This window comes from Dactylosporangium sp. NPDC051484, from assembly GCF_040689395.1.
Classification (GTDB): domain Bacteria; phylum Actinomycetota; class Actinomycetes; order Mycobacteriales; family Micromonosporaceae; genus Dactylosporangium.
Genome location: NZ_JBFAZX010000014.1, coordinates 66,997 through 92,715 on the forward strand (window position 1 = coordinate 66,997; position 25,719 = coordinate 92,715).

A 25,719-nucleotide genomic window follows, 5' to 3' on the forward strand; every position below is an offset into this window, starting at 1 on the left:
GTTCACGCGGATGCCTCGGCGAGCCCCGGCGCGGGCCGGCTGGCGGGCTTCGCGGCCGTGGTGAGACCGAAGACGGCCAGCAGCAGCGCGACGAGTGCGTAGCCGATGCCGACGAAGAACGCGACCCGGTAGCCATGGGCGATATGCACCGGGTTGTGGTCGGCGCTCGCCACGACGCTGCCGAACACGGCCACGAGCACGGCGAGGCCGAAGGAGCCGCCGAGCCGCTGGGCGACGTTGAGCACGCCCGACGCCGCGCCGGCGATCTGCGGCGGGACGTCGCTGAGCGCGATGCGGGTGATGAGGGCGAACTGCAGGCCGACGCCGATGCCGAACAGGGTCATCGGCCCGAACACCGCGGTCCAGTAGGAGCTGTGCTCGGTGATCCGGCTCAGCCAGATGGTGGCGACCGCGGTGCTCGCCGCGCCGGCGATGAGCACGGGCTTGACGCCGAAGCGTTCCGCCAGGGGCTTGACCAGATGGGAGAACGCGAAGATGCCGACTCCCCACGGCACGAAGGCGAAGCCCGCCTCGAACGGGTCGAGTCGCAGGATGTTCTGCAGGAACTGGGTGACGAAGAAGAAGAGACCGAAGGTGGTGCCGCCGAGCAGCAACAGCAGCAGATTGGCACTGACCCGGTTGCGGTGCGTGAAGAGCCGCAGGGGCATCAGCGCGGCAGTGTGCCGGCTCTCCACGACCACGAACGCGACCAGCAGGACCACGCCGGCGGCGAGTGCGGTGAGCGCCTGCGGGTCGTCCCAGCCGTGCTGTGGCGTGCGGATCAGCCCGTAGGTGAGCGCGGTGACGCCGACCGTGGACAGTAGCGCGCCGGCGAGGTCGAACCGGCCGCTCGCCCGCTCCGACGCCCTGATGTGGCGGGTGGCGAGGGCGGCGACGAACAGCCCGATGGGGACGTTGACGAACATGGTCCAGCGCCACGACGCCCACTGGGTGAGCACGCCGCCGAGGATCATGCCGACGACACCACCGGCGCCGGAGACGGCGCCGTAGACGCCGATCGCCTTCGCGCGTGCGGGTCCCGTGAAGTTCGTGGCGATCAGCGCGAGGGCGGTGGGTGAGGCGATGGCACCGCCGATGCCCTGCAACGCGCGGGCGGTGACCAGCACCCAGGCGTTCGGCGCGAGACCGGCCAGCAGCGACGACAGGGTGAAGAGCCAGATGCCGGCCAGGAAGATCCGGCGGCGGCCCAGGATGTCGCCGGCCCGTCCACCGAGCAGCAGGAAGCCGCCGAAGGTCAGCATGTAGGCGTTGAGGACCCAGGACAGGCCGGTGGGCGAGAAGCCGAGATCGGCGCGGATGGCCGGCAGCGCGATGTTGACCACGCTGGAGTCGAGGACCACCATCAGCTGGCTCACTGCGATCGCGGTGAGGATCAGCCCGGAGTGGTCCCGGGCCGGGGCGGTTTCGGACGTGGACACGGGACCTCCGGTGACACTGCCGTAGATAGGAAACGAATTGGTGTCTTGGGCAGAAGGTACCATCGCATGGCGCCCATAAGAAACGGAAAAGTTTCCTATGGTGCACGTGGGAAGATGGGGCATGATCCGGCGCCGCGGCAACGAGCTGCAACAGGCAATCTTCGACGCCGTGTTCGAGCAGATCGGCGCGATCGGCTATGCCCGGCTCACCATGGATCGGGTCGCGGCCGCCGCTGGCACGAGTAAACCCGTGCTGTATCGGCGCTGGGACAGTAAAGAGGCGCTCGTCCTCGACGCGTTACGGGAGAGCCTGCCGAGCGTGCCAGAGACACCACCCGGCCTCGGCCTGCGCGAGGACCTGCTGGCCATCTTCGGTGGGCTGTGTGCCGCGTTCGTGGTCACCAAGGGCATCGCCTTCCACGTCGTTGCCGCGGAGGCCGGCCAAGACTGCCGCCGGCTTGCCGACGAGCGGGTGTTCGGCCCGGCCCACCGGGCGATCCTCGCCGTGCTCCGGGCCGCGGCCGAGCGCGGCGAGATCCGTCCCGACCGGGCCACCGACCTGATCGCCGACGTCGGCCCGGCGCTGCTGCGCAGCCGCGCCATCGACGGCGACGTGCCCAACGAGACGATGGTCGCCGCGGTCGTCGACCAGGTGCTCATGCCCCTGCTGCACGCCCCGGCCCTCGACCATACGGGCACCGGCGCCGCACGACCGCCCGCCAGCCGTCGAGCAGGCTGATCGCGCCCGCGTTCGACCGAGACCCACGGCCGGCGGACCGCGGCGTCGTGGAAGCCTTCGCCAAGCACCCGGCGCACGACACCGTCGCCGCCCTCGCTCCGCTGCGGCCGCCGGTGGACGTCTCGGTCTGAGGGCGTGATCATCTCCACTACGCCCGCCGATCAGGCCGAGTCGCGGGAGAGGCTAACGCACGTTCGCGCGGCGCGGACGCGGATTGAGGAATGCAGTACCGCGTCGACGCGCGGCAGCGCCGGGGCGTCGCCGAGCGCGGCCGTCACACCGGGTCGGGCGGCCGCCTCGCTCACGTGCTCCGGCACCGGATCGACGACCTGGACCCGGAAGCCGGCCTTGGCCGGCTACCGATCACCCAGCGTTCACGAGGGCTGCCAGCCCAGCGCCGGCGCCACCGAGTGCACCACGTCGTGCAGGATCTGCTCGTACTGCGCCCGGTCGAACTCGTACGGCAGCTCGAGACGCAGCTCGTCGACCGTCTGCACGGCGGCATCCCCGCGCAGCCGGTCCACGATCTCGTCGCTGGTGCCGATGATGTCCGGGGCGAACAGTGTGCGGCGCTCGCCGTGCGGCTTGAGGGTGCGTTCGCGGCGCGATTCGGCGTAGGTGAGGTACTGCTGCCGGGTCTTGCGATCGGCGCTGTCCAGCGGAACGATGACGCGGCCCACCGCGATCCGGGCCGAGCGGCCGATGATCGCGCGGTATTCACTGATGTGCGCGAGTTGCGCCGTCACGAAGTCGTCGGTGCCCTCGCCGGAGACGATGTTGCCGGCGAGCAGGTTCAGGCCGGCCGACGCCGCCCAGCGGGCCGATCGCAGGCTGCCGCCGCCGTACCACAGTCGGTCTACGAGGCCTTTGCTGTACGGCTGCAGGCGAGGGCGCTGAACGTTGCCGGGGGAGTGGATGACCGTGTCGGGGCCGCCGATGAACTCGCCGCGCAGGTTGTCCCGCAGGCGAGCGATCCGGTTGTAGGACAGATCGAACGAGCGCCAGTCGCCGTCGAAGACCAGGTCGCCGATGAGGTCGGCGTGCGGCGGGGCGCCGGCGCTGAACCCGACCTGGAGCCGGCCGCCCGACAGCACGTCGGCCATCGACAGGTCCTCGGCGAGGCGGAACGGGCTCTCGTAGCCGATCGGGATGACCGCGGTGCCGAGCTGCAGGCGTGTCGTGCGCTGGCCGGCCGCGGCGAGGAACACCGCCGCGGACCCGACGCCGTGCTCGAGGTGACGCTGCCGAATCCAGGCTCCGTCGAAGCCCAGATTCTCACCGTACTCGAACAGCTGCAGCGTCGCTTCAAGGCCCGCATGCGGCTCGTCATCGGCAAAGTTGCCCGGCGTCAGGAAGGCCAGGCTCCGGAGGGTCACCGCGACCGCCAGCGGCCGTGGTGCACGACCTCCTCGACCGGGCGGCGGTCGAGTTTCGCGATCGGGCGCAGCGGCCTGTCGGCGGGGTAGCCGACGCCGATCAGATACCAGATCGTGTGGCCCGCTGGCACGCCGAGGATCGCGCGCGCCTCGTCCTGGTCGCCCACGGACGAGTGGCCGGTGCCGATGCCGAGGTCGGCGGCGGCGACCAGGATCGCGAAGGTGGCCTGGCCGAGGTCGAACTGGTCGATCAGCCGGGTGCGCTCGTCGTCGGTGTCGGGCACCACGAGGGCGATGGCGGCCGCCGCGCCGGCGATGTGCTGGGCGCCGCGCCACACCGTCGCCAGCCGCTGCAGCTGCTCCCGGTCGGTGACCACGACGAAGTCCCGGTGCTGGCGGTTGGACGCCGACGGGGCGCGCCACCCGGCCTCGACGATGCGGCCGAGATCCGCATCCGGGATCGGATCCGGGCTGTACTGCCGGACGTTGCGCCGTGACGCCAGCGCGTCCCAGGTCTCCATGCCCGGGAGAATATCATACTTAACCTATCGCTTTACAGGGATGTTGCGGGCCTGATCTCCGTCTCTCTCTCTCTCGGCAAGCGAGGTGCGCGTCGTACTCGGCCGGGGTTTCGAGCAGCACACCCGGAGTGGATCGTGCCGTTCACCGGGTTACGCCCGGCCCAGTTCCGCCGGCTGGTGCGCCTCGCCCAACGCGGCGGGGACGCCATCGCCGACGGACGCCCCGGCCGACAGTGGACGCTGCCACTGGCCGACCGGGTCCTGTTGGTCGCCGCCTACTGGCGCACCAACCTGACCATGCGCCAACTCGGGCCGCTGTTCGGGTGTCGCATTCCGCCGCCCACCGAGAACGTTGGCCGGGTGCAGGTCGGCGTGGAGCCACAGCGGTGGGCCTGTCCATTGAGGCGCGGTGACCGCGTCGTGCCAGACGGCGCGGACGGCGTCCGGGTCGTTGATCAGCCCTCGTTCGGTGGCGGACGTGAGCCCCCTGGCAAATCCCTCGGCTCGGTCGGCCAGCGGCCCGCCACGGTCCCGACCGGCGGGCGCGCCGCTGGGGGCGGGTTGGTGAAGAGCAGTCAGGAAAGCGGCCAGCGATTCGGCCGCATCCCGAGCGCGCGTGACGGGGATTCGGTCGGCGGGTGTGCCCGGAACCCAGGTGGTGATGAGCCACGGCCGCGGGAACCGTTCGGAGGGCTCGCCGAGTCGCTGCGGGACGGGGATCGGCAGCGGGAGGCGCGGGGCAAGCGTGGGCAGCCAGGAGTGCTCCTTGCGCAGCAGCGCGTCCGCGGACCCGGTCGCCCAGGGAAGCCGGACGGCCAGGTCGTCGCCGAGCCGCCACAGTTGGTTGTCCCATCCGAGCGCGCCCAGCTGAACCGGGCGATCGGCGAGGTCGGGGTGCTGGTCGCGCACCAGATCCCGGACCAGCTCTTCGGTGATCTCGATCTCGACGTGGGTCACGCGGAGCAACGGTAGTCCTGCAGTGCCGCCTGTTCAGCCGGGTCGCGGCCGGCCGGGCGTCACGCCGGGCCGGGGCCGGTCCCGCAGCTCTGCACGATGTAGGTGGAGTAGCCGGCTTTGATGCCCCAGTCGAGGACGACACCCTGACAGTTCGTGGTGTGCCCGCCCTGCTGGTGGGTGCGCGCGATGTCGGAGTAGAAGAGCCAGCCGCACATCGTGCCAGCCGCGCACGCACTGTACGCGGCAGCCGGTGTGACCGGCGCTAGCACAAGCGAACCTATGCCCACTGCGGATGCCAGCGCGAGGCGACGGAGTAGTGAAGTCATACAATGATGCTCGACAATGTATTGCCGGAACGCAAGGGTTCGAGACCCTCGCACCCGCCTGCGCCGGTCCGGTCGCCGGCACTGAGCCATTCCGGGCAACGGTCTCAGGACGGTAGGTGGGCGTCGATCGCGCCGGTTGAGACACGCGGAACCTGTTGTGGTGCAACGGAAAGACGCAGAACCCCGGTATGAAGGTGGTCCAACGAGCCGTTAGACGGAAGGTTTGTTGCCTGGCCGGTGCCGGGTCGCCCGGGACCGCTGACCCCGGACATGATGAGCGGCATGAATTCGTGGTGGAAATCGCCGTGGTGGGCCGCGGGGGCCGTGGTGGTGCCGGCCGATCTGATGCTCTACGGCGTGAGCGTGCCCGGCGGCTACTACGACCCCCTGGTTGGGGCGTTGTGGGGCTGGGCGATCGTGGGGCTGGCGTGGGTGGTGACCGGCGTGGCGTGGCTCGGGGACTCTCCTCCTGAGCCTCGATGGCGGCTGTGGCCGCTCGTCGTGGTGCCGGCTGTGTTCACGGCAAGCTGGTGGACGGCATCCGGCGACCTCGTCGGCAAGGCCACATTTGCGCACTACCGGGCGGATCTGGAGCGGCTCGCCAACCGGGCGCCCGCGTATGAGCCCACCAACGTCGGACCCTATTCGTTTAACACGGTGAGCCGGACAAACGCCTGCGTTCGCTACGACCTGCAAGGCCCTGGCATGGCGGCGTCGTCCGGGTTCGTCTGGTGCCCCGGCTCGACACTGGCGGACGCGCCATGGGGTGAGGGCGAGTTCTTCGTCGAGCCGATCGAGGGCGATTGGTACGTGTACGTAGCGCCGCACGGCGCGTTCGCCGACCGAGCAACGAGTGCCGACCCGTGGGGACTACAGATCACCGAGCTGAGGTCGATCCCGGACGTGTGACGGCGGACGCCGAATTCTCCATCCTGCAGGAGAGCGTCAGCGGCGGGGCTTCCGCGGGACGCGGCTGGACCGGCGGTGTGCCCGCCGCGTCCCGTACGCGGGAGCCTTCATACCGAGGTTCTACGTCTTTACGTTGCACCACAACGAGCGCAGCCCGTCTCAACCAGCCCAGCCGGTGACTACCGACCGCTCAACGACCGTTGCACGGAATAGCTCACTGTGCAACCGCTGATGAACCCGCGGGCCGGCCGCCGCCCGCGGCGGCAGTCAATCGGAATCACGGCCGAAGTTCGAGGCTGAGCCGTCGCGTGAAGTGGGGCGCCGGGCTCGAACTTCGAACACCTCAGCGCAGCCGGTCGGTTCGGTGCTGACCCGGGGGGCGATGCTGCGTTCGTGGCGGGTCCTGGCCATCGACGGGTTCGATGTGGATGTGCCGGACACCCCGGCCAACGCCGAGGAGTTCGGCCACGCCGGGTCCGGGGCGAACCGTTCGGCGTATCCGAAGGCCCGGGTGGTGGCTTTGGCTGAGTGTGGCACGCATGCGTTCCTGGCTGCGCAGGTCGGGGCGTGGGGCACTGGGGAGAAGACCCTGGCGATGCCGTTGTACTCGCGGTTGCGCCGGGGTGAGTTGCTGACCGCTGACCGTAACTTCTACTCCTGGCCGGCGTGGGACCGTGCGGCGGCGACGGGGGCGGATCTGCTGTGGCGGGCCCCGACCGGCCTGCACCTGCCCGTGGTGCGGGTCCTGGCGGACGGCACCTACCTTGACCGTCCTGATCAAGCCGGCGGTCCGGGGTGCCCGGCGGGAGGCGATCCTGGCCGCCGCCCGCGCCGGGAACGACCTCACCGTGCTGCGCGAGGCCGTCGACGAGCGCGGCCTGCCGGTGGCACATGTGGCCCGGGTGGTCGAGTACGACATCCCCGACCGGGCCGGCAACGGCACCGGGGAACTGATCGTGCTGCTGAGCACGATCGGCGACCCGGGCACGGCCCGCGCCGACGAACTCGCCGAGGCCTACCACTGCGCTGGGAACAGGAAACCGGAAACGACCAGCTCAAGACCCACCTGCGCGGGCCGGGCCGTGTCCTGCGCTCACGGCTGCCGGACCTGGTCGTGCAGGAGATCTGGGCCTGGCTCCTGGTCCACCACGCCCTCGCGGTCCTGATCACCCGGGCCGCGGAAGCCGCCGACATCGACCCCGACCGGGTCGGTTTCACGAGAACCCTGCGGATCGTCCGCCGCGGCGCCACCTCCGCGGCCATTTCCCCCTGAAGACTGGACCCAGGCCCTACCAGCCATCCACACCGAGATCACCGCGAAGCTCAACCCGCCACGGCGGCACCGGACCTGCCCCCGCGCGGTCAAACGCGCCCGCCACAACCAGTACCGCGTCAAACGACGTGACGAGCCGGCCAGCACCCGCCACCACGGACCAGCCACGATCGCGCTGTATCCCATCCAACCCCGAGCAGCATGATCAACTTACGCTAAGCGGCATTGCGGGCTGTACTGGGAGGACGCCGGCGGTCACCCGCATATGCCGGCGGATTCTTACACGCCGATTTGATGTTGTTCCACTCCGCGGGCCAATTGGCGGCAGGTCCGGCGAGCGAGCAAGTGACGAGAACGACAAGTGACGAGAAGATCAAGCGAAGGGTGATCAGATATCTTTCCGATCTCGGTTCTTCATCGCGGGACAGCGGAGCGACCCGCCCAGCCGCTACCGTCGCATTGATTCCTTCCCCCATTACGGAGATCCCAATGCGCGCACTTGCCGCCGCCGCCCTCGCGGGCGTGGTCGTGGCTGTCCTCCCGGCGACGGCCGCCCTGGCCGCCGACCCCAAGCCGGACATCGCAGTGACCTCCGCCGCCGACAAGGCCAACTACGCCGAGGGCGAGACCTTCACCATCACGGTCACGGTGAAGAACAAGAGCTCCGTCGACGCCAAGCACGTGCACTACACCGGCGGCGACAGCGAGGGCGTCGACGGTGTTGACTACGGCGTGCTGTCGACCGGCTTCGACCTCGCCGCTGGCGCCACCAAGACCGTCCAGCTCACCGGCAAGACCAACCACCAGGCGTGGCGGTACGGCCGCGGATACGTCGCCTTCGAGCTCACCGCCGACAACGGCGAGGCCAACGACGCCGACAACGTCACCGGCGTGCGGCTGCTGGTAGCGGGGGCCTTCGACGATCTCGGCGGCTATGTCTTCCAGGGTGGGTCCCATAACGCCACATGGACGCCCCAGACGCCCGGCGTCCCGGGTGTCAAGGTCGTCGCCGCTAGCGTCGACGGCAAGACGAAGTACGCCGAGGCCGTCACGGACGCCAAAGGCCTGTTCCGTCTCGCCCACCTCCCGGCTGGCGACGTCCTGCTGACCTTCACCGCCCCGACGGGCTGGAAGATCCTGGCCGGTGAGAGCGGCAACGACGACCACACCTTGGCGCAGGTCAGCGCCGACGACAGCGACGAGCCAAGCGTCTACGTGCCGGCGAAGAAGGTCGCCGTGAGCTCGCCGAACGTCTCGCCGAGCGTCTCGCCGTCAGTCTCGTCGAGCGCCGGCCCGGGCCTGCCGGTCACCGGCGACAACACCATGCTGTTCGTCGGCGCGGGTGCGGTCGCGGTCGCGGCTGGCGTCGCGCTGGTGCTCGTCGCGCGGCGCCGCCGCGTACACCTGCAGGCCTGATTGACGGGGATCGCTCCAGCCGCCGGACACCCCGCCGGCTGTTGCATCCCCCGCCCTGTCGAGCGAGCCGTAGGGCGCCGAGGCCCCAGCACCCCGCTGGAGCCTCGGCGCCGCGGACTCCGGCCGCGGCAACGCCTTCAACGTGCTCCGTCTGGTGCACCCCTCGTGGACCGCCGTCAGAAGGTGGCGATCGGGTTGACTGGGCTGCCCGACGTGCCGGCGAAGCGGACCGGTGCGACCGCGAGGTGGAAGTCCCACTGGCCGACCTCGGCAGCCGTCGTTGCGCACCCCTCCAGGTCACAGTTGTCGAGCAGCCACAGACCCATCGCGACGAGACTCACGGCATGAACCGGCATCAACACGCCTTCGTACCCCGACGGCTGAACGTCCTGGGGGTGTCAGCGCTGATCAACGCGACCCTGCCGTTCATACAGCCACGGCAACCGACTGGCGAACCCGATACGGCCGACCAGCCACGAACCTCCACCCATGCCGGCGGCTTCGATCCGTGGTCGAGATGAATGCGGCGCGGTCGTGTCCGTGATTTCAGCCGGGTCTCCGGCCAGCGACGGGCGCTACGGCGCTTCGACGCCGGCGATCCGGTACTTGTGCACGTCGGCGGATCGCAGCGGGGGAAGCTCCAAACCCGGCCCGCCCGCGGTACGGAATCGGTGTAGATGATCGTCGGATTCCCAGCGCTCGTACACGTTGATCCGTTCGGGATCGAGAGGATCTGGGGCTTGCACGAAGTCGAAGCAGCCTGGCGCGCGCCGGGCCAGACGCGCGACGTCGATGACCGCGGCCAGGTATCGGTCACGGTCGGACGGGTCGACATGGAGTGTTCCGGCGATAATGATCAAGTGGCCTCCTTGAACGGTGCCCCTTCAAGGTAGCTTCTACCGCAGCTTGCACGAGGTAACGACGAGTCGCTGAAGTAGCCGCTTGACATTGCCAGGACGATGGAGGCGTGCTGATCGCTGGGGTCGACGAAGTAGGTATGGGCTGTATCGCAGGACCGGTCTATGCGGCCGCGGTCGTGCTACCCGCCGATCACGGCATCGTCGGCCTTCGTGATTCGAAGAAGATCAGTGCGGGCAAACGCGAACAGCTGGCTGTGCAGATCCGCCAACGCGCACAGCTCTTCGCCGTCGCGAGCGCGTCCGTAGAGGAGATCGACACACTGAACATCCTGTCCGCGTCCTGGACTGCGATGGCGCGGGCTGTCGCCCAGTTGGACCCGCGCCCGACACTGTGCCTCGTTGACGGCGCCCACGCCCCGGAGCTGGAGGTGGCCGAGGTGAGAGCGGTGCCCGGCGGCGACAGGACAGAGGAAGCGATCATGGCTGCTGCCATCCTGGCGAAGGTTGCCCGTGATGCTGAGATGGTTCGCTTGGACGCGCTGCACCCCGGCTATGGTTTTGCCCAGAACAAGGGCTACGGTGCGCCGGCGATCGCGGCTCTGAACGCGCTTGGCGTCTGCCGACCGCATCGCCGTACGTTCGCACCTGTCCGATCTCTCTTGAGTGGCTGACCGCGTACTGGCGCACTGGGCGCCAATGCCGTGTGGCCATCACTCATATTGTCCCGGCCGCGGCATCTACACTCGGCCGATGCTGGAGATGGATGGGCTCAAGGTCGGATACGGCGACCGGGTCGTCATCGAGGAGCTGTCTCTCACCGTCGGGGGCGGCGAGGGGGTGGCCCTGCGCGGGCCGAACGGGATAGGCAAGTCGACGGTGCTGCGCTGTGTGGCCGGGCTGCTGATGCCGATGAACGGCACCATCCGGGTCGCTGGCGAGCGGGTCGACGAGCGCAGCGCGGCGTTCCGCCGGACGGTCGCGGCGCTGCTGGACTCGCCCGCCTGGTATCCCGGGCTGTCCGCCCAGGAACACCTGAGCCTGGTCCGGCTGGCGAACAGGCCCATCGACGGCGGCTGGTTCGCCGAGGGCGAGTTGAGCGAGCGGCTCGGGGTCGACGGCTTCGCGGACGCGGCGCCGTCGAGCCTGTCCTCGGGGCAGCGGCAGCGCCTGGCCTTGGCGATGGTGCTCGATCGGCCCAGCCGCCTGCTGCTGCTCGACGAGCCGGAGCGCCACCTCGACCAGGACGGTCGGGCTGTCGTCGCCGCGCTCGTCGGGGAGTACTTGGGGCGCGGCGGCGCGGCGCTGCTCGCCTCGCACGATCCGACCGTGACCGGGGGCTGTGCGGTCGTCGAACTGGGCTACGACTGGTACGACGAGACGGCCGAGGCGTGACGGCGCCGGCGAACGTGGGCATCGGCGTCGGCCGGGTGCGCCGGTGGATCCGACGCCGCCAGCGCGCCGCCGCGCAGGGGTCGGACCGCTTCGAGACGGTGTACACGCTCGTGCTGCTGGTCGCCATGGTCGGGTACGCCGTCTGGGCACAGCTGCAGTCCATCCTCAGTGGACAGACGGCGGCGTCCGCCGGTACCCGTGAAGGTGTCGTCCTTGCCGCCGGTCTGGGCTGGACGGCGGCGCTCCTCGCAGCCGCGGCGGCGCTCGGGCCGGTCTCGACATCGGCCCCGGCGCTGCAGTGGCTGTTCACCACGCCCCTCGACCGGCGGGCGCTGCTGGCGCCGGCCGGCGCGCAGGTGGTCGGCATCGGACTGCTGGCAGGGCTGACGCAGGGCCTGCTGACCCTGACCCTTTCGACCGCGGGAGCCGGTGCGGTGCTGCTGGCCGCGCTGGCCGGCGGGGTCCTGAGCGTCGGCGCCGCAGTCGGCGTGCAGGCCGCGAGCCGCCGCCCCGCGCGCGTGCTGTCGCGGTGGGCCACCGTCCTGGTGCTGGCCGCCGCGGCCGTCGCCGTCGGGTCCGCCGCCGGTCTGCCGATGGGCGCGGTCGCCTACACCGGCCCGTGGGGCTGGCCGCTGGTCACCGCGAAGCACGGCTGGGTGGCGGCGCTCGTCGGTGCCGCTGCGCTGGGAGTGCCGATCTTCATCTGGTACCGGCTGCGGGCGCTCACCCTGGCCAACCTCACCGACGCCGCGCAGAGCAGCGGCGCCGCGACGGCTGTGTTCGTCACGCTGGACCCTGGGCTCGCGTCGCGCGCAGCCGAGGACCGCCGCTGGCGAGGGCGTCGCCTCGGCCCGGACCGGCTGCCCCGCCTCGCCGGCCGGTTCGCCGCGACCGGCCAGGATGCGCTGCTGCTGGCCCGCTCGCCCGTGCGGCTGCTGCTTGCCGCGGCGCTCGCCACCGTCCCGGTGCTCGCCACCGGCTTGCCCGTGTCACGCTGGGTGATCGCCGGCGTGTGGCTGCTGTCCGGGGTCGCCGCCGCCGCGTCCAGCACGGCGAACGCCCGCCGCGATCGGGACGACCGGGCCCTCGCCCGGCTGCTCGGCCTCACCGACGGCCAGCTGTTCACCGGCCGGGTGGCCGTACCGGTCGTGGTCTGCACCGTCTGGTGCACGGTCGCGCTGCTGGCGGTCGGGGCGCAGGCGACGTCCGGCGGGCTGGGCACCTGGGCCCTGCTCGGCGCGTGCGCGGGTCCGGGCCTCGCGGCGGGCGCGCTGCGCTCGGCCCGCCGCCAGCAGGTGCGGCACGACATCGCACCGATCGTCTCGCCCACCGGAACGCTGCCGACCGGGCTGTTCATGTGGCTGTTCAGCGGCATCGACCTCGCCGTTCTCGGACTCTGGCCAGCACTGTTCGCCATCGTCAGCCAACACCCGCAGGCCGCGCTCGCCAACCAGGTGCTGTTCTCCGCCGGCACGCTCACCGCGATAATCGTCACCGCCCGGCGCGGTTGAGCACTGGATCGACGCCGACCAGGTTGCCACGGCCCGTGGGACGTTTCCGGACCGGCGACGGATCCGTGGTCCGTGTCGCCGGTCAGGTGACGGCGAGCAGCACTGCCTGGCCGTCGGCCGCGGCGGCCTGGTAGAAGCTGCGAAGTTCGGTGAAGTGCGGCGCGAGGTAGCTGTCGAACTCGTCAATGCCGTCTGCCCAGATGCTCGGATAGATGTCTGCGGCCTTCATCGCCTCCGGGTCGAAACGGGCGCGGAGTGCCTCGACACTCAGCCCATCCAGCGCTGCGGCGATCCCGCGGACGGCTCCGGGGCGCAGCAGCCGGGCCGGCCCGTAACCAACGTCCTCGCCAATCTCGTCGCCGCCGAGGATCGCCGCGCCGGCCGCGTCCGAACCGATTTCCCATGCGGTACCGGTGAGCAGGTAGTGGATGCCGTGCCAGGACTTGTCCAGATCCAGTTCAGGACCGGGCGTCTCGGTCTCGTCGTCATCGAGGTCGCCGTAGAGCAGGTCGTCGACCTTCGCCGGATCCTCCAGCACTGCCCGTAGCTCATCGGCGGACAGCCGCCGCCCGATCAACACCATGCCCACAGGTGCGGTTCCTTCCGTCGATCGCACAGCGCGCCGTTTCCGCAGGCGGCCATGGTCGCACAGTCTGCTTGATCAGCCGCGGCGCGGCAACGGGGGGACCGGCAATTCACCAAAGGTACCTTGCTGTGGCAAGGTAGTAGCGTGCAGACTGATCCAAAGCTCGCCGCGTTGCGGCGCGGCCTGCTCGAACCACTCGTACTGGCTGCCGTCGAGTCCCAGCAGCGATACGCGGCGGAGATCCTCGCCGCGCTACAGGAGGCGGGTTTCCCGGCTCAGGAGGGCGCGCTGTATCCGCTCCTGAGCAAACTTCGCCGAGACGGTCTTGTGCAGCACGAGTGGCGTGAGTCACTGTCGGGGCCGCCGCGGAAGTACTTCTCCCTCACGGACGCCGGCAGGGACCAGCTCGCCGCGTTCCGCGAGCACTGGAACGAGCTGACCCGCATGATCAACGCGATTGGACGATGACCCATGAACGAGCCGACACCCATCCGCCTCACCGGGCATGTCGCGGTCTTCCCGGCCACGCGCGAAGCACGTGACGCCCTGCGGCAGTATCTCGATGACGCGCGACGCGAACTGCGCTCTGACCCGGACGCTGACGAAATCGTCCGGGATCTCGAGTCCGCGATCGGCAGCCGGCTGAGCACTCGCACGGGCGAGGACTCGGTGACCGGTGACCAGATGGCAGCGATCCTGGCTGAGTTCGGACCGGTGAGCCCAGCACGCCCCTCGCCGCCTTCCGCAGAGAGCGGTTCGCGTGGCCGATTCTGGTGCCGGATCAACGAGGGCAAATGGTTCGGCGGCGTCTGCCTGGGCGTCGCGGCGTACGGCGGGTTCCGCATCGACTGGGTACGAACCGTCGTGCTGCTGCTGACCGTGCTCACCGGAGGACTCCTTGCCGTGCCCTACCTGGTCCTGCTGCTCGTGCTCCCTGCCGTCCCGACGGTCCGCGACTATGAGCGTCAGTGCAGCACAACCTTGAGCAAGATCATCACGACGCCGAACATCCCGGTGGCCGCTGCCGACGCCAATCGTTCGGGGCCGGTGAGCTGACCACGTCGACCCACGTCCCAGCCGGCCAGGCACAGTAACAGCGTGCTGCAAACCAACGCCCAGAGCACCGCAAGGTACAGGTCGAGGCCAATCAGGCGTAGCACGACGAGGACGGCAACGGGCAGAGCGGAGGCGGTCACGATCTCCCAACCGGTCGTCAGCTGTTGCCGCACTTGGTGCCATGCCGGCCGGTGGCCTTCATGGATGCGCTCCGCCACCAGCCGGGCGTAGCGTTCGGCGCTCCAATAGACGATGAGTGTGACCGCTACCGCCACGACGAGGGCCGTCGCCGAGCCGGCGTGCGAGGATGCCATGACAGCCGCGCTGACGATGACGCCGTAGATTCCGGCCGCTGTACTCTCTTCGGTAGCACCAGCCAAGCGGACGCGTCTGGTGATCGAATGCCGGCGACGTCTAACGGATGTCATCGCGCGTACCTTCAGAACGTGGTCGGCTGCCTGCCCGTACGAAGCTCATTGTGGCCTGCGGTGTGCAGGTCCAGGACCGCGAACCGCAGGAATGCCGCCGGTCAGCCGGCGGACGTGCGATCGGCTCATGGCCGGTCATCCGGCCTGGGTGACGTGTGGGCGACTGCCGACGCACGAACCGGCCCCGCCCGGCACGGTCCCCGAACGGTATCGGGGTATGCGGACGGGGCCGGAGCGCAGGTCAGCGGCTCGCTTCCGGCCTGGCCACCTCAATTTCGTTGATCTGCTTGCCGGTGAGCACGTCGAAGGCGCGCACGATCGTGCGGTCCGGGTACACGGCGATGGTGAGCACCGCCGGCGACTCGGGCCGGTCGGTGGCCGAGTCCTCGTCCCACGGGTCGTCCGGGCTGGGCGCGAACTCCATCGCCAGCGTGGGTGGAGATCGCGTCCGTCGGGTGCGCGGCGGGCAGCGGTCAGGAAGAGTTCCTGCTCGACTGGGAAGGGACCCTTCCTGACCGTGCCCTACGTCATCCGTCAGGCGCGCATGAACTGGCGGACCGGCAGCGGCCGGTCCACGATCCGGATGTCTCCGAGCCAGCCGTAGAAGCCCTGCTCGATGATCCGGTCGTAGTGGTACGCCCCGACAAGCCACGGCTCGTTGCTGGTGGCCAGGCCGTTGGCCGGGGGTGGACGGGTTGCGCAGCAGTTTCGCGCCGTTGACGTACATGGTGGTGTTCCGGCCGTCATTGACGACGGCGACATGGAACCACTCCCCGGCCCGCATCTCGTGACCCCAGTTGGTCGAGATGCCGTTCTGGTTGAGCGGGAAGACCGCCCATTGCAGCGCCATGCCGTCGGACAGACTGAGGGTCGCGAGCGGCTCGGCCGGATCGTCGCCGGTCTTGCCCGCGTTCTGGCCGCTGCCCATCCGGCACAGCAAGCTCATCCATGCGTGCTTCGTGGCTCGTACGTCCGCCGGCAGCTTGACGAACGCCTCGATGGTGTATCCGGAGGCGAACGTCAGCCGGTTGAGCGCCGCGTCGTCCGCGGTCCGCAGGTACGCTCCCCGCGCCGGTTGCTTCTTCCCGTTGAGGAAGATGCTGCCGTGCGCGGGCTGGTCGGCATGGTGCTCGGCGCTGGAGCGCATCGCGGTCTGGTCGCTGCCCGGGAGGGTGACCCGGGTCAGGTGGTTTCCGCGGCCGGAAAGGTCGGCGACTTGCGCGCCCTCGGGGACCGGGGTGCCGTCGGGGCCGACCGCGTCGAAGCGCCAGTACGCGACGGTGCCGGGGACGAGCATCTGGCTGACCGGCCTGGGTCCGCGTGGCGGGACCGGTGCGAAGCCGGCGAAGCGCTTCGTGAAGTCGATCGCCACGCTGAACTGGTTCACCGGGTCGGTCAGCTCCACCTCCTGCTGCTCCAGTTCGTTGCGCCGGCTCGGGTCCTTGTCGAGGATCCAGGGCGAGAAGGTCTCGACGTCGATGGTGTTGCGCGCCAGGTCGAAGTGGTAGAGGCGGGCCATGCCGCTGCCGCCGTAGTAGCGGTCCTGGTAGTTGGTGATGTGGACGTGGACATCGTGCCCGGCGTTGTTGCGCAGCACGGTACGGCCCGGCGGCCAGTAGTGACCGTTCAGGGTCAGGAAGATCTGGTCATGCTCCTTGACCAGCGAATCCCACAGCCGCTGGCCGTGCCCGGACAGCCGCGCCTGGCCGTTGCTGTCGGCTGACGCGAGGTCGTGGGTGGTGAGGATCGCGGGCAGTTGCGGGTGTGCGCCGAGCACCTCCCGGACCCAGGTGAGCGTCCCCGCCGATGGGCGCCAGTCGAGGGCGAAGAGCAGCCATTGCCGACCGCCGGCGGTGAAGATGTGGTAGGTGTTGTAGCCGTCGGCGGTGGCACCGCGGAAGGTGGACATCTTCCGGTATCGGGCTGGTCCGAACACGTCCAGGTAGGGACTGGGACCGCGCTGGTCGTCCTTCTTGTCGTCGATGTCGTGGTTTCCGGCCAACACGCTGTAGGGCATCCGCTGCCGGTCCAGAATCTCGAACACCTTGCCCGCCTGGGCCAGTTCCGCCGCGGCCTTGTTCTCCACAACGTCGCCGAGATGTGCGGTGAAGACGATGTTCTCCCGGGCGCGTGCCGTCACCAGGTACTGGAAGGTTGCCCTGAGCGGCGCGGGGTCGCCGCGATCCGCGTCGAACAGGTATTGCGTGTCGGGGATCACCGCGAGCGTGAACCGGGGTGCGTTCGGGTCCGGCTGTCGGCCCTGCTCGTCATCGTCAGCGCCGTACGCGGCGGCAGGGGACAGGACCGTTCCCGCGGCCGCGCCGGCTCCCAACAATCCGAGGCCTTGCAGAAGGCTGCGGCGGCTGGGGTTGTTTGGCATGTCTCGTACTCCTCGTATCCGCTGTGGGTACGGGGTCTATTGCCGACGAGCTGCCGGAACAAAGATCATGTTGTCGGACAATGGATCCGGAACGCCGGATGAAGGTCGCGCTGCGGCACTGTCCCGCGCTCCGCTCGCGGCACGCACGGGCTCAGACCATGGCCGTCGCCGCCCAGGTGGCGAGCGAGCCGAGCAGGAAGTAGGCGGCGAGCTGCGCATCCCAGCGCTCGGCCCGGCGGAAGCGCCGCCAGGCCAGGGCGGGCAGGGCCAGGGGCAGCAGCGCGAGCAGCATCCACCAGCTCGGATGACGGACCGTCAGGAGCAGCACCGCGCAGGCACCGGCAGCGGCGAGCAGCGCCGTTGCCACAATCGGAGCAAGGCCGAACGTGGTGACGTAGGTGCGTTCGCCCGGTCGCGGGGCCCGGGTGATCTTCTTGGCCAGCTCCAGGTGCAGCGTCGCGAGGACCACCACCGCCAGGGCCGGCCAGAACGACGCGTCGAACGAGCCGCCGGTGGCGCGAAGGTAGCCGAGGTACAGATACAGGTGCAGCAGGAGCTGTACGGGAGAGCTCAGCACAAGGGTCAGCACGAGGCGCCCGGGGTCGGGGCCGGGCAGCAGCAGGAGCAGGGCGTAGACCAGCTGGATCGCGAGGACGGCGGCGGCACGGACGTCGTACAGGTTGATGGCGAGCAGAAGGACCGCGATCGCGGCATACCAGCGCAGCAGCGCGGGCACGGTGACGGCGCCGCGGGCCAGGGGGCGCTTCGGGTTGTGGGCGCGGTCGTAGGGCAGGTCGCGGATGTCGTCGACGATGCGCATGAGGAGCATGTCGAGGGCGATGGTGAGCGCGGCGAGGGCGGTGCCGACGCCGGGGCGCCAGGTGCCGCCGTGCGGGTCGGTGAGGGCGAAGAGGCCGGTGACACCGTACGCCCAGCAGACCGCGAACAGCACGGACGGCACCAGGGGATAACTGCCGCGGATGAAGGCCCTCACCGCAGGTACACCGGAAGGCGCCACAGGCCGCGCAGGAACATCCGGTCCCGCCACGCCGGGCCGTCCAGGTCGGGCGCGGGGGCGAGGTCCGGGAAGCGGCGCAGGAGGGCACCGATCGCGGTGCGCAGCTCGACCCGGGCGTGCGGTGCACCGAGGCACATGTGCCGGCCGTGGCCGAAGCCGAGGTGCGGGTTGGCGGGCCGGTCGAGGCTGAACGTGTCGGGGTCGGTGAAGACGGCAGGGTCGCGGTTGGCGGCGTCGACGAGCGGGATGACGACCTGGCCGGCCTTCAGCGGCACCCCGGCGAGCTCCGCGTCGGCGAGCAGGACGTGGGGCTGGCCGCCGGTGCCGGCGAACCACACCCAGCGCAGCAGCTCCTCGACCGCGGCCGGGATGAGGTCGGGCCGGGCGACCAGGGTGCGGCGTAGCTCGTCGTCGTGCAGGAGGTGGTACACGCAGCTGCTCAGATGGCTCGCGGTGGCGTCCCCGCCGGCCATGACGAGACCGGAGGCCATGACGACGATCTCCTGGTCGCTGAGCGGGTCCTGGGCTGCCGGGAGGGTGCCGAGGAGGCCGTCGCCGGTGCCGAGCCGATCGCGGAAGTAGGCGTGCATGGCGGTGGTCGCCGCGGTGACCTCTTCGGCCGGGAAGTGTCCGGCGGACATCATGGCGTCGGTCCAGGCGCACAGCTGCTCGACGTCGCCGTCGGGGACGCCGATGATGCGGGCGACGACGAGGTATGGCAGCGGCCGCAGGTATGCGGCGACGAGGTCGACTGTCCCGGGTTTGGCGCCGGCCGCTTCGAGCAGGTCCTCGGCGATCCGCTCGATCCATGGCCGGTCGGCCTCGGCGGCGCGGTGGGTGAACGCGGCCTGCACCGTCCGGCGGCGGCGGGTGTGCAGCGGCGGGTCGGTGGTGGCCAGGGCGAGGGTGTCGGGGCTGCGGGCGAACATGGTGCCGCCGTGCCACTGCTGGCGGCTGAACCGGGCGTCGGACAGCACGGTCCGCACGTCGGCGTGGCCGGTGACGAGCAGCGCCGGGTGGTTGCCGCGGATGCGGACCGGCACGAGCGCCTCTCGCCGGAACAGCGCCGCCTGCTCGGGGTCCAGCGCGACGCCGGGGCGGCTGTCGAACGGGAACTGGGTCATTCCTTCTCCGGGAGGATGCATACGGTGCCCGCGGTGCCGTCGAGCTCGAAGAGTGTGACGTCGGGGATGCGGGTAGAGCCGTGCGTGACCGCGACCTGGTCGCTGCGGTGCAGCACGTGATGCGAGCCGCATCCGGCAGTCTGCTGCAGCGCCCCGCCGGCAACCTCGTCGGCGAGGCCGAGCAGACCGGCGACGAGCAGGTTCCCGAGCAGGTGGTCGACCGGGTGGTCGAAGAAGACCGGATGTTTCCGATCCGCGGGCAGTGCAGCCGTCCGCATCAATGCCTCCGTTCACATCGCATGACGCGCTTCAAAGCACCTAAGCTTCCAGTCGCTGACTTGTCCACGTCAATACTTCGGAATCAGACAGATTTACCCATGTCGGCCTTTCGGGCGATCTATATTCATCCGTTCGGTCCGTAAGAATGTGTTTGAGAAGTGGTGTCCTGCTCGCGCCGGTCTGGCGCGGTCCGCGGATCTGGCACGGGCAGCGGCATGAAGCCGCGCGGGCCAGAGGTCAGCTCTTGCTCGCTGATGTCGCTGGCCGATGCTGCCGTCTCGGCTGAACTGGCCCAGCTGGCCTGCAGTTCGTTGAACGGTGCGCGGGGAGGTCCACCAGCCGTTGCCGCCCAATCAGGGTCCGGCCAGCTGCCTGCCGCAGCATGGACGGTTCGATTCCGCTTCCATCGCTGTCGACGATCCCGCCCTGGCAACGAAGGTCAACGCCGACTGGTGGCGCATGGCCACCGAGTATGGGCCGAGTTCACCGTGCTCTCCTCGACGGAAAGATGCTGCTGAATACAACGCTCTGGGGCAACGGCACCGTCAGCACCATCGTCATCCGGCCGGACCGGCTCGTCGATAGTGCCGGACACGTTTGAACCCGCTGTCCGCGTCAACCAGTCCTGGCTGGCCACATTCTTGATCGGCTGCACCTTCCGCGGACGGGGGCGAGCGGGCTCACTTGTCGTCGGGCCAGTGCCAACGTGGTTGGCGTGTGGCGGGCTGGCCTCGGGCGATGCGGCTGATCATCGTGGTGATCGTGGCCCAGCGGATCCCACGCAGCCCGGCGGGCCAGGCGGGGATGCAACCGGTCCCAGGCGAGGGTGGTGTCGGTGGTGGTTGCCGGCGGTGCGGTTCCAGATGTCGCGCTCCGCGTCGGGTGGGATCCAGGGGCTCGGCTCGGTGGCCCAGTTGGCGTCGTAGCGTTGCACCGCTTCGACGAACTCCGCTGGCGGCCGGTAGTCGTGCGCGGTGACGTAATGCCAGACCAGCGCCGGCGCTGCGAACATCACGCCCGGCCTGGCCGGCACCCTGATCTCGTAGTAAGCCAGCCAGTTCCGGCTCGGCCGCGGATAGGCGATGCTGCCCTTGTCAGGCGGGCAGAACTCGCAGTCGTGCAGGCCGCGAGATTCGTTGACGGGTGGGCCGTCGATTACGTCGAGTAGCGCGCCAGCGAACCAGGCCGGGACCGGGCCTCGGTCAAACGGGTGCGACGCGTCCAGCCAGCCGATGTTGCGCCGCTCGTACCGCGGGCGGTAGCTCAGTTCGCCCCATTCGCGCCAGACGATGTCTTCATCGCTGTGCGAGTACGCGTAGGGCGTCAGGTCCGCGAAGTAGGCCACAAGGGAAGGTACAGCGTCAGGTGCGGAACCGGCCGACAGGTCGGTCAGACGGGTCGAGACCTGCTCGTCGGCCAGGGTCGATGGGTAGCCGAGACATTCGGCCACTCTGGCCGCATCGACGCCGACGGTTACGCAGGTTCGGCGAGCGAACCAGAGCACTTCTCAAACACGCGAGGGGACAAGACGCACGTCCGGACGGTCAACGCGTGGCGGGAGGTGCGCGCCGTCAGCCCCGTCTGGGCGGGTGCTCGCGCCACGGCTCCCGGGCAGGAAACCATGCCACAGCAGCGATGCCGTGCGTTCCGGTCCGGCGCGCTCGGCCGTACGGCGGGGGAGTGACCGTACAGACGACGACGTCTCGCTCACGGCAGGGGAGCACCCGATCGGGCCGTAGCACAGGTGTCCGAGCGGGCTCGCGCAGTCCAATGGAAGGGGTGGGAGCGTCAGTGCGCAGTGGATGAGATCGAGCCATGTCCGGACCCTAGGCGCGCCATCCGCGCCCGGACGCGCGGCAAGGTCGACGTGGCGCTATCCGGAGCCCGGCGGTGCCGGTCCACCCATAGATCGATCGGCCTGGCATGTTCATGATGGGAAACGGTGCGGGCTCCGCCCGGTGGGCGGGACCGCGCGGTGCGGGTTGGGCCGGTCAGCGGCCCGAGTTCGACGGGTTCGAGGCCGGCGTCGCGGCGTCGTTGGCGATCATCTCCTGGTGGTTGGCCACGAACTGGGCGACCGTGTCGTTGTTGAACGCCTTCAGCAGGTCCAGCGCGGTCTGGTCGAGACTCTCGAACAACTGGCCGTTGACCTTTTCGGGGTTGTACTGGCCGTTGTTGGTGCGCAGCGTGATCATCTTGTCGGGGTTGACGCCCTTGAGCGTGAGGATCCACTCCCCGAGGGAGACGCGGTTGTTGTAGAACGACACGGCCTGGCCGACCGAGTTGAGCATCTCGCTGACCTTGAGCGGGTTGGTGATCACGCCGGCGCTGGTGGCCTTCTTGAGCATCGCCTTGATGAACTGCTGCTGGTGGCGCTGCCGGCCGTAGTCGCCATCGCCGCTGGCCAGCTTGTCGCGCTGGCGGACGTAGTCCAGGGCCTCCCACGGCAGGAAGTCGCGACAGCCGACCTCGTACACCTTCGGCTCCATGTTCGGCTTCAGCGACGTCGGGTTGCCGTTGGTGAAGTTGTACGGCATGGTCTTTCCCACCTCGCCCGTTTTCGTGTTGCGGCCGACGTGGATCGACGTCACCTTCTCGTCGACGCACATGTGCACGCCGCCGAGCGCCTCGACCAGGCCGCGGAACCCGTCGAAGTTGACGATCGCGGCACCGTTGAACTTCAGCCCGCCGGACAGATGGGTGACGGTCTCGGCGAGCAGCGCCAGACCGGTGTTGCGACCGCCGCCGTTCTGGTATCCGAACTGGAACGCCGCGTTGAGCTTGTCGGTGCCGCCGGGGTACTTGGTCTTCGGGCTCGGCGGGATCTGTACCCGAGTGTCACGGGGGATCGACATCAGGTACACCGCGTCGTGCGTGGCCGGCACGTGCGCGATGATGATCGAGTCGGAGCGCGCGCCCATCGCCTCGTCACCCACGCGCTCGTCGATGCCGACGAGGAGCAGGTTGATCGGCCCGTCGATGGTCGCGCCGGCCGCAGCGCTGCCGAGGCCGCCATCATGGGTGATCTGGTCGCTGTAGTGATTCAGCAACAGATTGCCACCGACGAGGGCGCCACCGCTGGCGAGCAGCAGTAACGCGCCGAAAACCAGGGACAACCGCGCCCACAGCGGGTCCTTCTTCCCACGCTTCTTTGTCATGTCACTCCCCGAAACCAACGGTCCCTCGGCGCGCCACGATATCCCCCCGAACCGCGCGTCCGTGTTTCGTCCCTATAGACGGATTTGGAACAGTGATCCGTTGCAGGTTCAGCCAACTCTCAGAAGATCGCCGTCGAGCAGAGTGGCGCGACGGCCTGGTGCGCCGGCCGCGCTGAGGGTTTCGTCGGGCGGTCACGGGATGTTCACACCTTGCCGGTCGTACAACATACTCGTCTTCATCGATATTTCTGATGGTCGCCGACTCGGGCGGCCGATGAGCATCGATCCACGAAAGGCAAGCGTTGGAACACGTGTCATCGTCATCAGTTGCCCCGCCGGGGACATCCGCGGCCCGGTCCGGCGGCCCGTTCGCCGGGTGTCGTCGCACCATGGCTTGGGTCGTGGCCGTGCTGGCCGCGCTCGGGGTCATGTTGCCCGCGACGGCGGCCTTCGCCGATTCGCTGCCCAATCTGCCGCAGAACGCGGGAGGCTACGAGCAGTCGTTCTCACCCGCGTACGACTACGACACCGATGGCTGCTACGCCGTCGCGGCCATCAGCCCCACCGGCACGCTCAACCCGGGGCTGAACCCCACCGGGGCCCTCAACGGCAACTGCCGGGACCAGTCCGACCTGGACAGATCGCAAACGTATGCCCGGTCGAAGTGCAACAACGGCTGGTGCGCGATCGTCTATGCCAGCTACTTCGAGAAGGACCAGGCCCTGCCCGGCATTAGCCTCGGCGGCCACCGGCACGACTGGGAGCACGTCATCTCCTGGGTCAACCAGGCGAGCAACCAGGTCGAGTACGTGACCACGACGCAGCACAGCAGCCAGGTGACGTACGCGCGCTCGCAGGTGCGGTTCGACGGAACCCATCCCAAGACCGTCTATCACAAGGACGGCGCGTCGACCCACTTCTTCCGGCTCGCCAACGCCAACGACGAGCCGCCGGAAAATCACTACCACAACTGGCGCTATCCGCCGTTGGTGGACTGGAATGGATGGCCCAGCACGGCGCTGCGCGACCGGCTGATGGCTGCCGACTTCGGTGCGGCAACGATCAAGATCAGTGACGGCAGGTTCGAGTCGCTGCTTGCCGCTTCCAAGCCCGCCGGGATCGCGTTCAACCCGCAGGGCTGACCAACGCTCCGGCCGGAGGACCGCCGTTCGCGTGCGATCCTCCGGCCGTCGCGCTCAGCCGGCGGCGGCGACGCCGGCTGTGTGTTCCGCGGCAACGGTGATGCCATCGGCTGTTCAGCCGTTGTGCCCAGTTGATCACTGTCCTAGTGATCTTGTTCACCGGATGGTTGTCCGGGTGGTCGCAGTGTCAGTAGTTTCGGGCCCGTAATTGCCACAAGGTTGCAAATACCTCTGACCGGCAGCAGGTGGGGGCGATGATGGGGTCCGTTCACAGCGCGAAGCGATGGCGGATGGCGGTGCTGTCCGCGGTGACGGCTCTGCTGCTCACGGGGTGCGGGGGCGGTGGCGAGACCGGTGCGGGTGACGACGCCGCGGTCCCTGCCGGCGGCACGCTGCGGGTGGCATTAGGGCAGCCGGAGGCGGACCTGAACAGCCTCAGCTACAAGACGCATTCGTTCAATGTCCTGGATCAGATCTACGAGCCACTGGTGCGCTACGGCCCGCAGGGCAAGTTGTTGCCCGGGCTCGCCCAGACCTGGGAGGTCAGCTCGGACGGGCTCACCCTGACCTTCCACCTTCGTCAGGGCGTGACGTTCTCGGACGGTGCGGCGTTCACCGCGCCGGTAGCCAAGACCGACATGCAGCGTTGGATCGGCGACACGCCCTTCCTCGGCATCTCCCGTACCATCGCGGCGGTCGAAGCCCCGGACGACGCGACCCTGGTCGTACGACTGAAAAGCTCGTACTACCCGGCGGTACAGGAACTGACGCTGATGCGGCCGGTGCGATTCCGAAGCCCGAACTCGTTCGACTCGGCGGGCAACTTCGTCAAGCCGATCGGCACCGGGCCCTTCCGGCTGGAGTCCTCGTCGGAGACCGAGATCGTGCTGGTCCGCAACGACACCTACTGGGGCGGCCGGCCCAACCTGGACAAGGTCCTCTTCAAGGTCATTCCGAGTTCGCAGGCTCGGCTGGCGGCGTTGAAGGCCGGCGAGGTCGACCTCGTCGGTGGTGAGTACATGGCGCCGCTCGCTCCGGAGGAGACGCTGGACCTGCGTGGACAGAGCCGGGTGAAGGTGCTGACCGAGCCGGCGTCGACGAACCTGCTGCTGGCGTTCAACACCACGACCGGCGACAGCGCGCTGGCCGATCCGCGGGTACGGCAGGCCGTCAACTACGCCCTCGACCGGCAGGCCTACTCGAAAGCGCTGTTCCACAACCTCGCCCGCCCGGCGACGCAGGTGTTCCCGGCGAGCATTCCGTATGCTCCGCAGCAGCCGCGTGCGCTGGACCTGGACGCGCAGAAGGCACGGGATTTGCTGGCCGAGGCGGGCAAGAGCGGGCGCAAACTCCGGCTCATCCTGGATCCCGGCATGCTGCCCCAGGCGCGGGCGCTCAGCGAGGCGATCCAGGCGGATCTCGCCAAAGTCGGCCTCGAGGTCCAGATCGACCAGCTGGACACGGCGGCGTATACGGAGGCGGCCGCGAAGCGCCGGTACGACCTGCTGTTCTATCGGACCTACGGGCCGCCCTACGACCCGTTCGCGATGCTGAACGGGAACTTCCGCAGCACCGAACCGGCATTCCTCTACGGGTCCCCGGCGATCGACGGCCTGATCGATGAGGCGCTCGCCGGTACGACCGACGAGGCCAGGGCCGCCGCTTACGACAAGGTGTGGGCCGCGCTCAACGACAGCTGGGCGGTGGCGCCGGTGGTCGAGTTGCCTCGGGTGTGGGCCGTCGGCGCGAAGGTCCGCGGGTTCGAGTTGGGGGTCACGGAGTACGACTTGCCGTTGACCAAGGTCGGCGTGGCCGGGTAACCGCGATGG

25 protein-coding genes and 3 pseudogenes are annotated in these 25,719 nt (G+C 69.3%); 12 read left to right on the forward strand and 16 right to left on the reverse strand.

Going from position 1 to position 25,719, the window contains the following annotated elements; all coding sequences use genetic code 11:
• Nucleotides 1-2: 2 nt before the first annotated feature.
• Complete coding sequence (locus AB0367_RS23045) at nt 3-1,439, reverse strand: MFS transporter (RefSeq protein WP_366228441.1); 1,437 nt, start codon at nt 1,437-1,439, stop codon at nt 3-5.
• A gap of 121 nt (nt 1,440-1,560) precedes the next feature.
• On the opposite strand from AB0367_RS23045, the gene AB0367_RS23050 reads away from it, so the two are divergent.
• The gene (locus AB0367_RS23050; RefSeq protein ID WP_366228442.1) at nt 1,561-2,178 is read left to right on the forward strand and encodes a TetR/AcrR family transcriptional regulator; all 618 of its coding nucleotides are present in this window, start codon (nt 1,561-1,563) and stop codon (nt 2,176-2,178) included.
• A gap of 224 nt (nt 2,179-2,402) precedes the next feature.
• Here AB0367_RS23050 and AB0367_RS23055 read toward each other — a convergent pair.
• The 3 genes and pseudogenes from AB0367_RS23055 to AB0367_RS23065 all read right to left on the reverse strand — a co-directional run.
• Nucleotides 2,403-2,531 (reverse strand): annotated as a pseudogene (locus tag AB0367_RS23055) (class I SAM-dependent methyltransferase); the annotation flags it as partial.
• Nucleotides 2,532-2,552: 21 nt separating this feature from the next.
• The gene (locus AB0367_RS23060; RefSeq protein WP_366228443.1) at nt 2,553-3,554 is read right to left on the reverse strand and encodes an LLM class flavin-dependent oxidoreductase; all 1,002 of its coding nucleotides are present in this window, start codon (nt 3,552-3,554) and stop codon (nt 2,553-2,555) included.
• Nucleotides 3,551-4,075, reverse strand: a complete 525-nt coding sequence (locus AB0367_RS23065) for a nitroreductase family protein (RefSeq protein ID WP_366228444.1) — start codon at nt 4,073-4,075, stop codon at nt 3,551-3,553. Before AB0367_RS23065 ends, AB0367_RS23060 begins: the two co-directional genes overlap by 4 nt.
• A 132-nt stretch (nt 4,076-4,207) precedes the next feature.
• On the opposite strand from AB0367_RS23065, the pseudogene AB0367_RS23070 reads away from it, so the two are divergent.
• A pseudogene (locus tag AB0367_RS23070) lies at nt 4,208-4,399 on the forward strand (transposase family protein); the annotation flags it as partial.
• A gap of 21 nt (nt 4,400-4,420) precedes the next feature.
• Here the strand turns inward: AB0367_RS23070 and AB0367_RS23075 are convergent.
• Both AB0367_RS23075 and AB0367_RS23080 read right to left on the reverse strand, forming a co-directional pair.
• Nucleotides 4,421-5,032: pseudogene (locus tag AB0367_RS23075) on the reverse strand (phosphotransferase); the annotation flags it as partial.
• A 59-nt stretch (nt 5,033-5,091) separates the two neighbouring features.
• Complete coding sequence (locus AB0367_RS23080; protein ID WP_366228445.1) at nt 5,092-5,247, reverse strand: hypothetical protein; 156 nt, start codon at nt 5,245-5,247, stop codon at nt 5,092-5,094.
• Nucleotides 5,248-5,640: 393 nt separating this feature from the next.
• Between AB0367_RS23080 and AB0367_RS23085 the strand changes: the two genes are divergently transcribed.
• The 3 genes from AB0367_RS23085 to AB0367_RS23095 all read left to right on the forward strand — a co-directional run bounded on the left by AB0367_RS23085 (nt 5,641) and on the right by AB0367_RS23095 (nt 8,956).
• Entirely contained in the window at nt 5,641-6,267 is a 627-nt protein-coding gene (locus tag AB0367_RS23085) for a hypothetical protein (RefSeq protein WP_366228446.1), read from the forward strand.
• 764 nt (nt 6,268-7,031) lie between these two features.
• Complete coding sequence (locus tag AB0367_RS23090; protein ID WP_366228447.1) at nt 7,032-7,433, forward strand: hypothetical protein; 402 nt, start codon at nt 7,032-7,034, stop codon at nt 7,431-7,433.
• Nucleotides 7,434-8,029: 596 nt separating this feature from the next.
• Complete coding sequence (locus tag AB0367_RS23095) at nt 8,030-8,956, forward strand: SdrD B-like domain-containing protein (protein WP_366228448.1); 927 nt, start codon at nt 8,030-8,032, stop codon at nt 8,954-8,956.
• Between the two features lie 176 nt (nt 8,957-9,132).
• Here the strand turns inward: AB0367_RS23095 and AB0367_RS23100 are convergent, their stop codons facing one another.
• Nucleotides 9,133-9,297, reverse strand: coding sequence for a hypothetical protein (locus tag AB0367_RS23100; RefSeq protein ID WP_366228449.1), 165 nt, complete (start codon nt 9,295-9,297; stop codon nt 9,133-9,135).
• Nucleotides 9,298-9,531: 234 nt separating this feature from the next.
• Nucleotides 9,532-9,816: an antibiotic biosynthesis monooxygenase family protein gene (locus AB0367_RS23105; protein WP_366228450.1), complete on the reverse strand. Its 285-nt coding sequence runs from the start codon at nt 9,814-9,816 to the stop codon at nt 9,532-9,534.
• Nucleotides 9,817-9,923: 107 nt separating this feature from the next.
• On the opposite strand from AB0367_RS23105, the gene AB0367_RS23110 reads away from it, so the two are divergent.
• The 3 genes from AB0367_RS23110 to AB0367_RS23120 all read left to right on the forward strand — a co-directional run bounded on the left by AB0367_RS23110 (nt 9,924) and on the right by AB0367_RS23120 (nt 12,719).
• Nucleotides 9,924-10,487, forward strand: a complete 564-nt coding sequence (locus AB0367_RS23110; RefSeq protein ID WP_366228451.1) for a ribonuclease HII — start codon at nt 9,924-9,926, stop codon at nt 10,485-10,487.
• Nucleotides 10,488-10,566: 79 nt separating this feature from the next.
• Nucleotides 10,567-11,208, forward strand: a complete 642-nt coding sequence (locus AB0367_RS23115; RefSeq protein WP_366228452.1) for an ABC transporter ATP-binding protein — start codon at nt 10,567-10,569, stop codon at nt 11,206-11,208.
• Nucleotides 11,205-12,719, forward strand: a complete 1,515-nt coding sequence (locus AB0367_RS23120; protein ID WP_366228453.1) for a DUF6297 family protein — start codon at nt 11,205-11,207, stop codon at nt 12,717-12,719. Before AB0367_RS23115 ends, AB0367_RS23120 begins: the two co-directional genes overlap by 4 nt.
• Before the next feature lie 82 nt (nt 12,720-12,801).
• On the opposite strand, the gene AB0367_RS23125 is transcribed toward AB0367_RS23120, so the two are convergent.
• A complete protein-coding gene (locus AB0367_RS23125) occupies nt 12,802-13,302 on the reverse strand; it encodes a YfbM family protein (RefSeq protein WP_366228518.1) in 501 nt (166 codons plus the stop codon).
• Nucleotides 13,303-13,449: 147 nt separating this feature from the next.
• Between AB0367_RS23125 and AB0367_RS23130 the strand changes: the two genes are divergently transcribed.
• Together AB0367_RS23130 and AB0367_RS23135 are read left to right on the forward strand one after the other, a co-directional pair.
• Entirely contained in the window at nt 13,450-13,773 is a 324-nt protein-coding gene (locus tag AB0367_RS23130) for a PadR family transcriptional regulator (protein ID WP_366228454.1), read from the forward strand.
• A 3-nt stretch (nt 13,774-13,776) separates the two neighbouring features.
• Complete coding sequence (locus AB0367_RS23135) at nt 13,777-14,361, forward strand: PspC domain-containing protein (RefSeq protein ID WP_366228455.1); 585 nt, start codon at nt 13,777-13,779, stop codon at nt 14,359-14,361.
• Here AB0367_RS23135 and AB0367_RS23140 read toward each other — a convergent pair.
• From AB0367_RS23140 to AB0367_RS23170, 7 genes are all read right to left on the reverse strand, one after another.
• A complete protein-coding gene (locus AB0367_RS23140; RefSeq protein ID WP_366228456.1) occupies nt 14,271-14,789 on the reverse strand; it encodes a hypothetical protein in 519 nt (172 codons plus the stop codon). The genes AB0367_RS23135 and AB0367_RS23140 overlap by 91 nt on opposite strands.
• A gap of 241 nt (nt 14,790-15,030) precedes the next feature.
• The gene (locus AB0367_RS23145; RefSeq protein ID WP_366228457.1) at nt 15,031-17,169 is read right to left on the reverse strand and encodes a LamG-like jellyroll fold domain-containing protein; all 2,139 of its coding nucleotides are present in this window, start codon (nt 17,167-17,169) and stop codon (nt 15,031-15,033) included.
• Between the two features lie 151 nt (nt 17,170-17,320).
• Nucleotides 17,321-18,163: a hypothetical protein gene (locus AB0367_RS23150; protein ID WP_366228458.1), complete on the reverse strand. Its 843-nt coding sequence runs from the start codon at nt 18,161-18,163 to the stop codon at nt 17,321-17,323.
• Entirely contained in the window at nt 18,160-19,311 is a 1,152-nt protein-coding gene (locus AB0367_RS23155; RefSeq protein WP_366228459.1) for a cytochrome P450, read from the reverse strand. The genes AB0367_RS23150 and AB0367_RS23155 overlap by 4 nt, the downstream gene beginning before the upstream one ends.
• Nucleotides 19,308-19,589, reverse strand: a complete 282-nt coding sequence (locus AB0367_RS23160; protein ID WP_366228460.1) for a hypothetical protein — start codon at nt 19,587-19,589, stop codon at nt 19,308-19,310. The genes AB0367_RS23155 and AB0367_RS23160 overlap by 4 nt, the downstream gene beginning before the upstream one ends.
• A 749-nt stretch (nt 19,590-20,338) precedes the next feature.
• Complete coding sequence (locus tag AB0367_RS23165; RefSeq protein ID WP_366228461.1) at nt 20,339-21,094, reverse strand: hypothetical protein; 756 nt, start codon at nt 21,092-21,094, stop codon at nt 20,339-20,341.
• Nucleotides 21,095-21,581: 487 nt separating this feature from the next.
• Complete coding sequence (locus AB0367_RS23170) at nt 21,582-22,748, reverse strand: LCP family protein (protein WP_366228462.1); 1,167 nt, start codon at nt 22,746-22,748, stop codon at nt 21,582-21,584.
• 401 nt (nt 22,749-23,149) lie between these two features.
• Between AB0367_RS23170 and AB0367_RS23175 the strand changes: the two genes are divergently transcribed.
• Both AB0367_RS23175 and AB0367_RS23180 read left to right on the forward strand, forming a co-directional pair.
• On the forward strand, nt 23,150-23,890 hold the full coding sequence (locus AB0367_RS23175) for an NPP1 family protein (RefSeq protein WP_366228463.1): 741 nt from the start codon (nt 23,150-23,152) through the stop codon (nt 23,888-23,890).
• Nucleotides 23,891-24,144: 254 nt separating this feature from the next.
• On the forward strand, nt 24,145-25,710 hold the full coding sequence (locus tag AB0367_RS23180) for an ABC transporter substrate-binding protein (protein ID WP_366228464.1): 1,566 nt from the start codon (nt 24,145-24,147) through the stop codon (nt 25,708-25,710).
• The last annotated feature ends 9 nt before the right edge of the window (nt 25,711-25,719 follow it).

Bases quoted from the DNA above. Each gene is read 5' to 3' on its own strand.
- AB0367_RS23050 (WP_366228442.1), top strand. From the start codon at position 1,561: ATGATCCGGCGCCGCGGCAACGAGCTGCAACAGGCAATCTTCGACGCC.
- AB0367_RS23065 (WP_366228444.1), bottom strand. From the start codon at position 4,075: ATGGAGACCTGGGACGCGCTGGCGTCACGGCGCAACGTCCGGCAGTAC.
- AB0367_RS23080 (WP_366228445.1), bottom strand. From the start codon at position 5,247: ATGTGCGGCTGGCTCTTCTACTCCGACATCGCGCGCACCCACCAGCAG.
- AB0367_RS23085 (WP_366228446.1), top strand. From the start codon at position 5,641: ATGAATTCGTGGTGGAAATCGCCGTGGTGGGCCGCGGGGGCCGTGGTG.
- AB0367_RS23095 (WP_366228448.1), top strand. From the start codon at position 8,030: ATGCGCGCACTTGCCGCCGCCGCCCTCGCGGGCGTGGTCGTGGCTGTC.
- AB0367_RS23115 (WP_366228452.1), top strand. From the start codon at position 10,567: ATGCTGGAGATGGATGGGCTCAAGGTCGGATACGGCGACCGGGTCGTC.
- AB0367_RS23125 (WP_366228518.1), bottom strand. From the start codon at position 13,302: ATGGTGTTGATCGGGCGGCGGCTGTCCGCCGATGAGCTACGGGCAGTG.
- AB0367_RS23135 (WP_366228455.1), top strand. From the start codon at position 13,777: ATGAACGAGCCGACACCCATCCGCCTCACCGGGCATGTCGCGGTCTTC.
- AB0367_RS23140 (WP_366228456.1), bottom strand. From the start codon at position 14,789: ATGACATCCGTTAGACGTCGCCGGCATTCGATCACCAGACGCGTCCGC.
- AB0367_RS23145 (WP_366228457.1), bottom strand. From the start codon at position 17,169: ATGCCAAACAACCCCAGCCGCCGCAGCCTTCTGCAAGGCCTCGGATTG.
- AB0367_RS23155 (WP_366228459.1), bottom strand. From the start codon at position 19,311: ATGACCCAGTTCCCGTTCGACAGCCGCCCCGGCGTCGCGCTGGACCCC.
- AB0367_RS23160 (WP_366228460.1), bottom strand. From the start codon at position 19,589: ATGCGGACGGCTGCACTGCCCGCGGATCGGAAACATCCGGTCTTCTTC.
- AB0367_RS23170 (WP_366228462.1), bottom strand. From the start codon at position 22,748: ATGACAAAGAAGCGTGGGAAGAAGGACCCGCTGTGGGCGCGGTTGTCC.
- AB0367_RS23180 (WP_366228464.1), top strand. From the start codon at position 24,145: ATGATGGGGTCCGTTCACAGCGCGAAGCGATGGCGGATGGCGGTGCTG.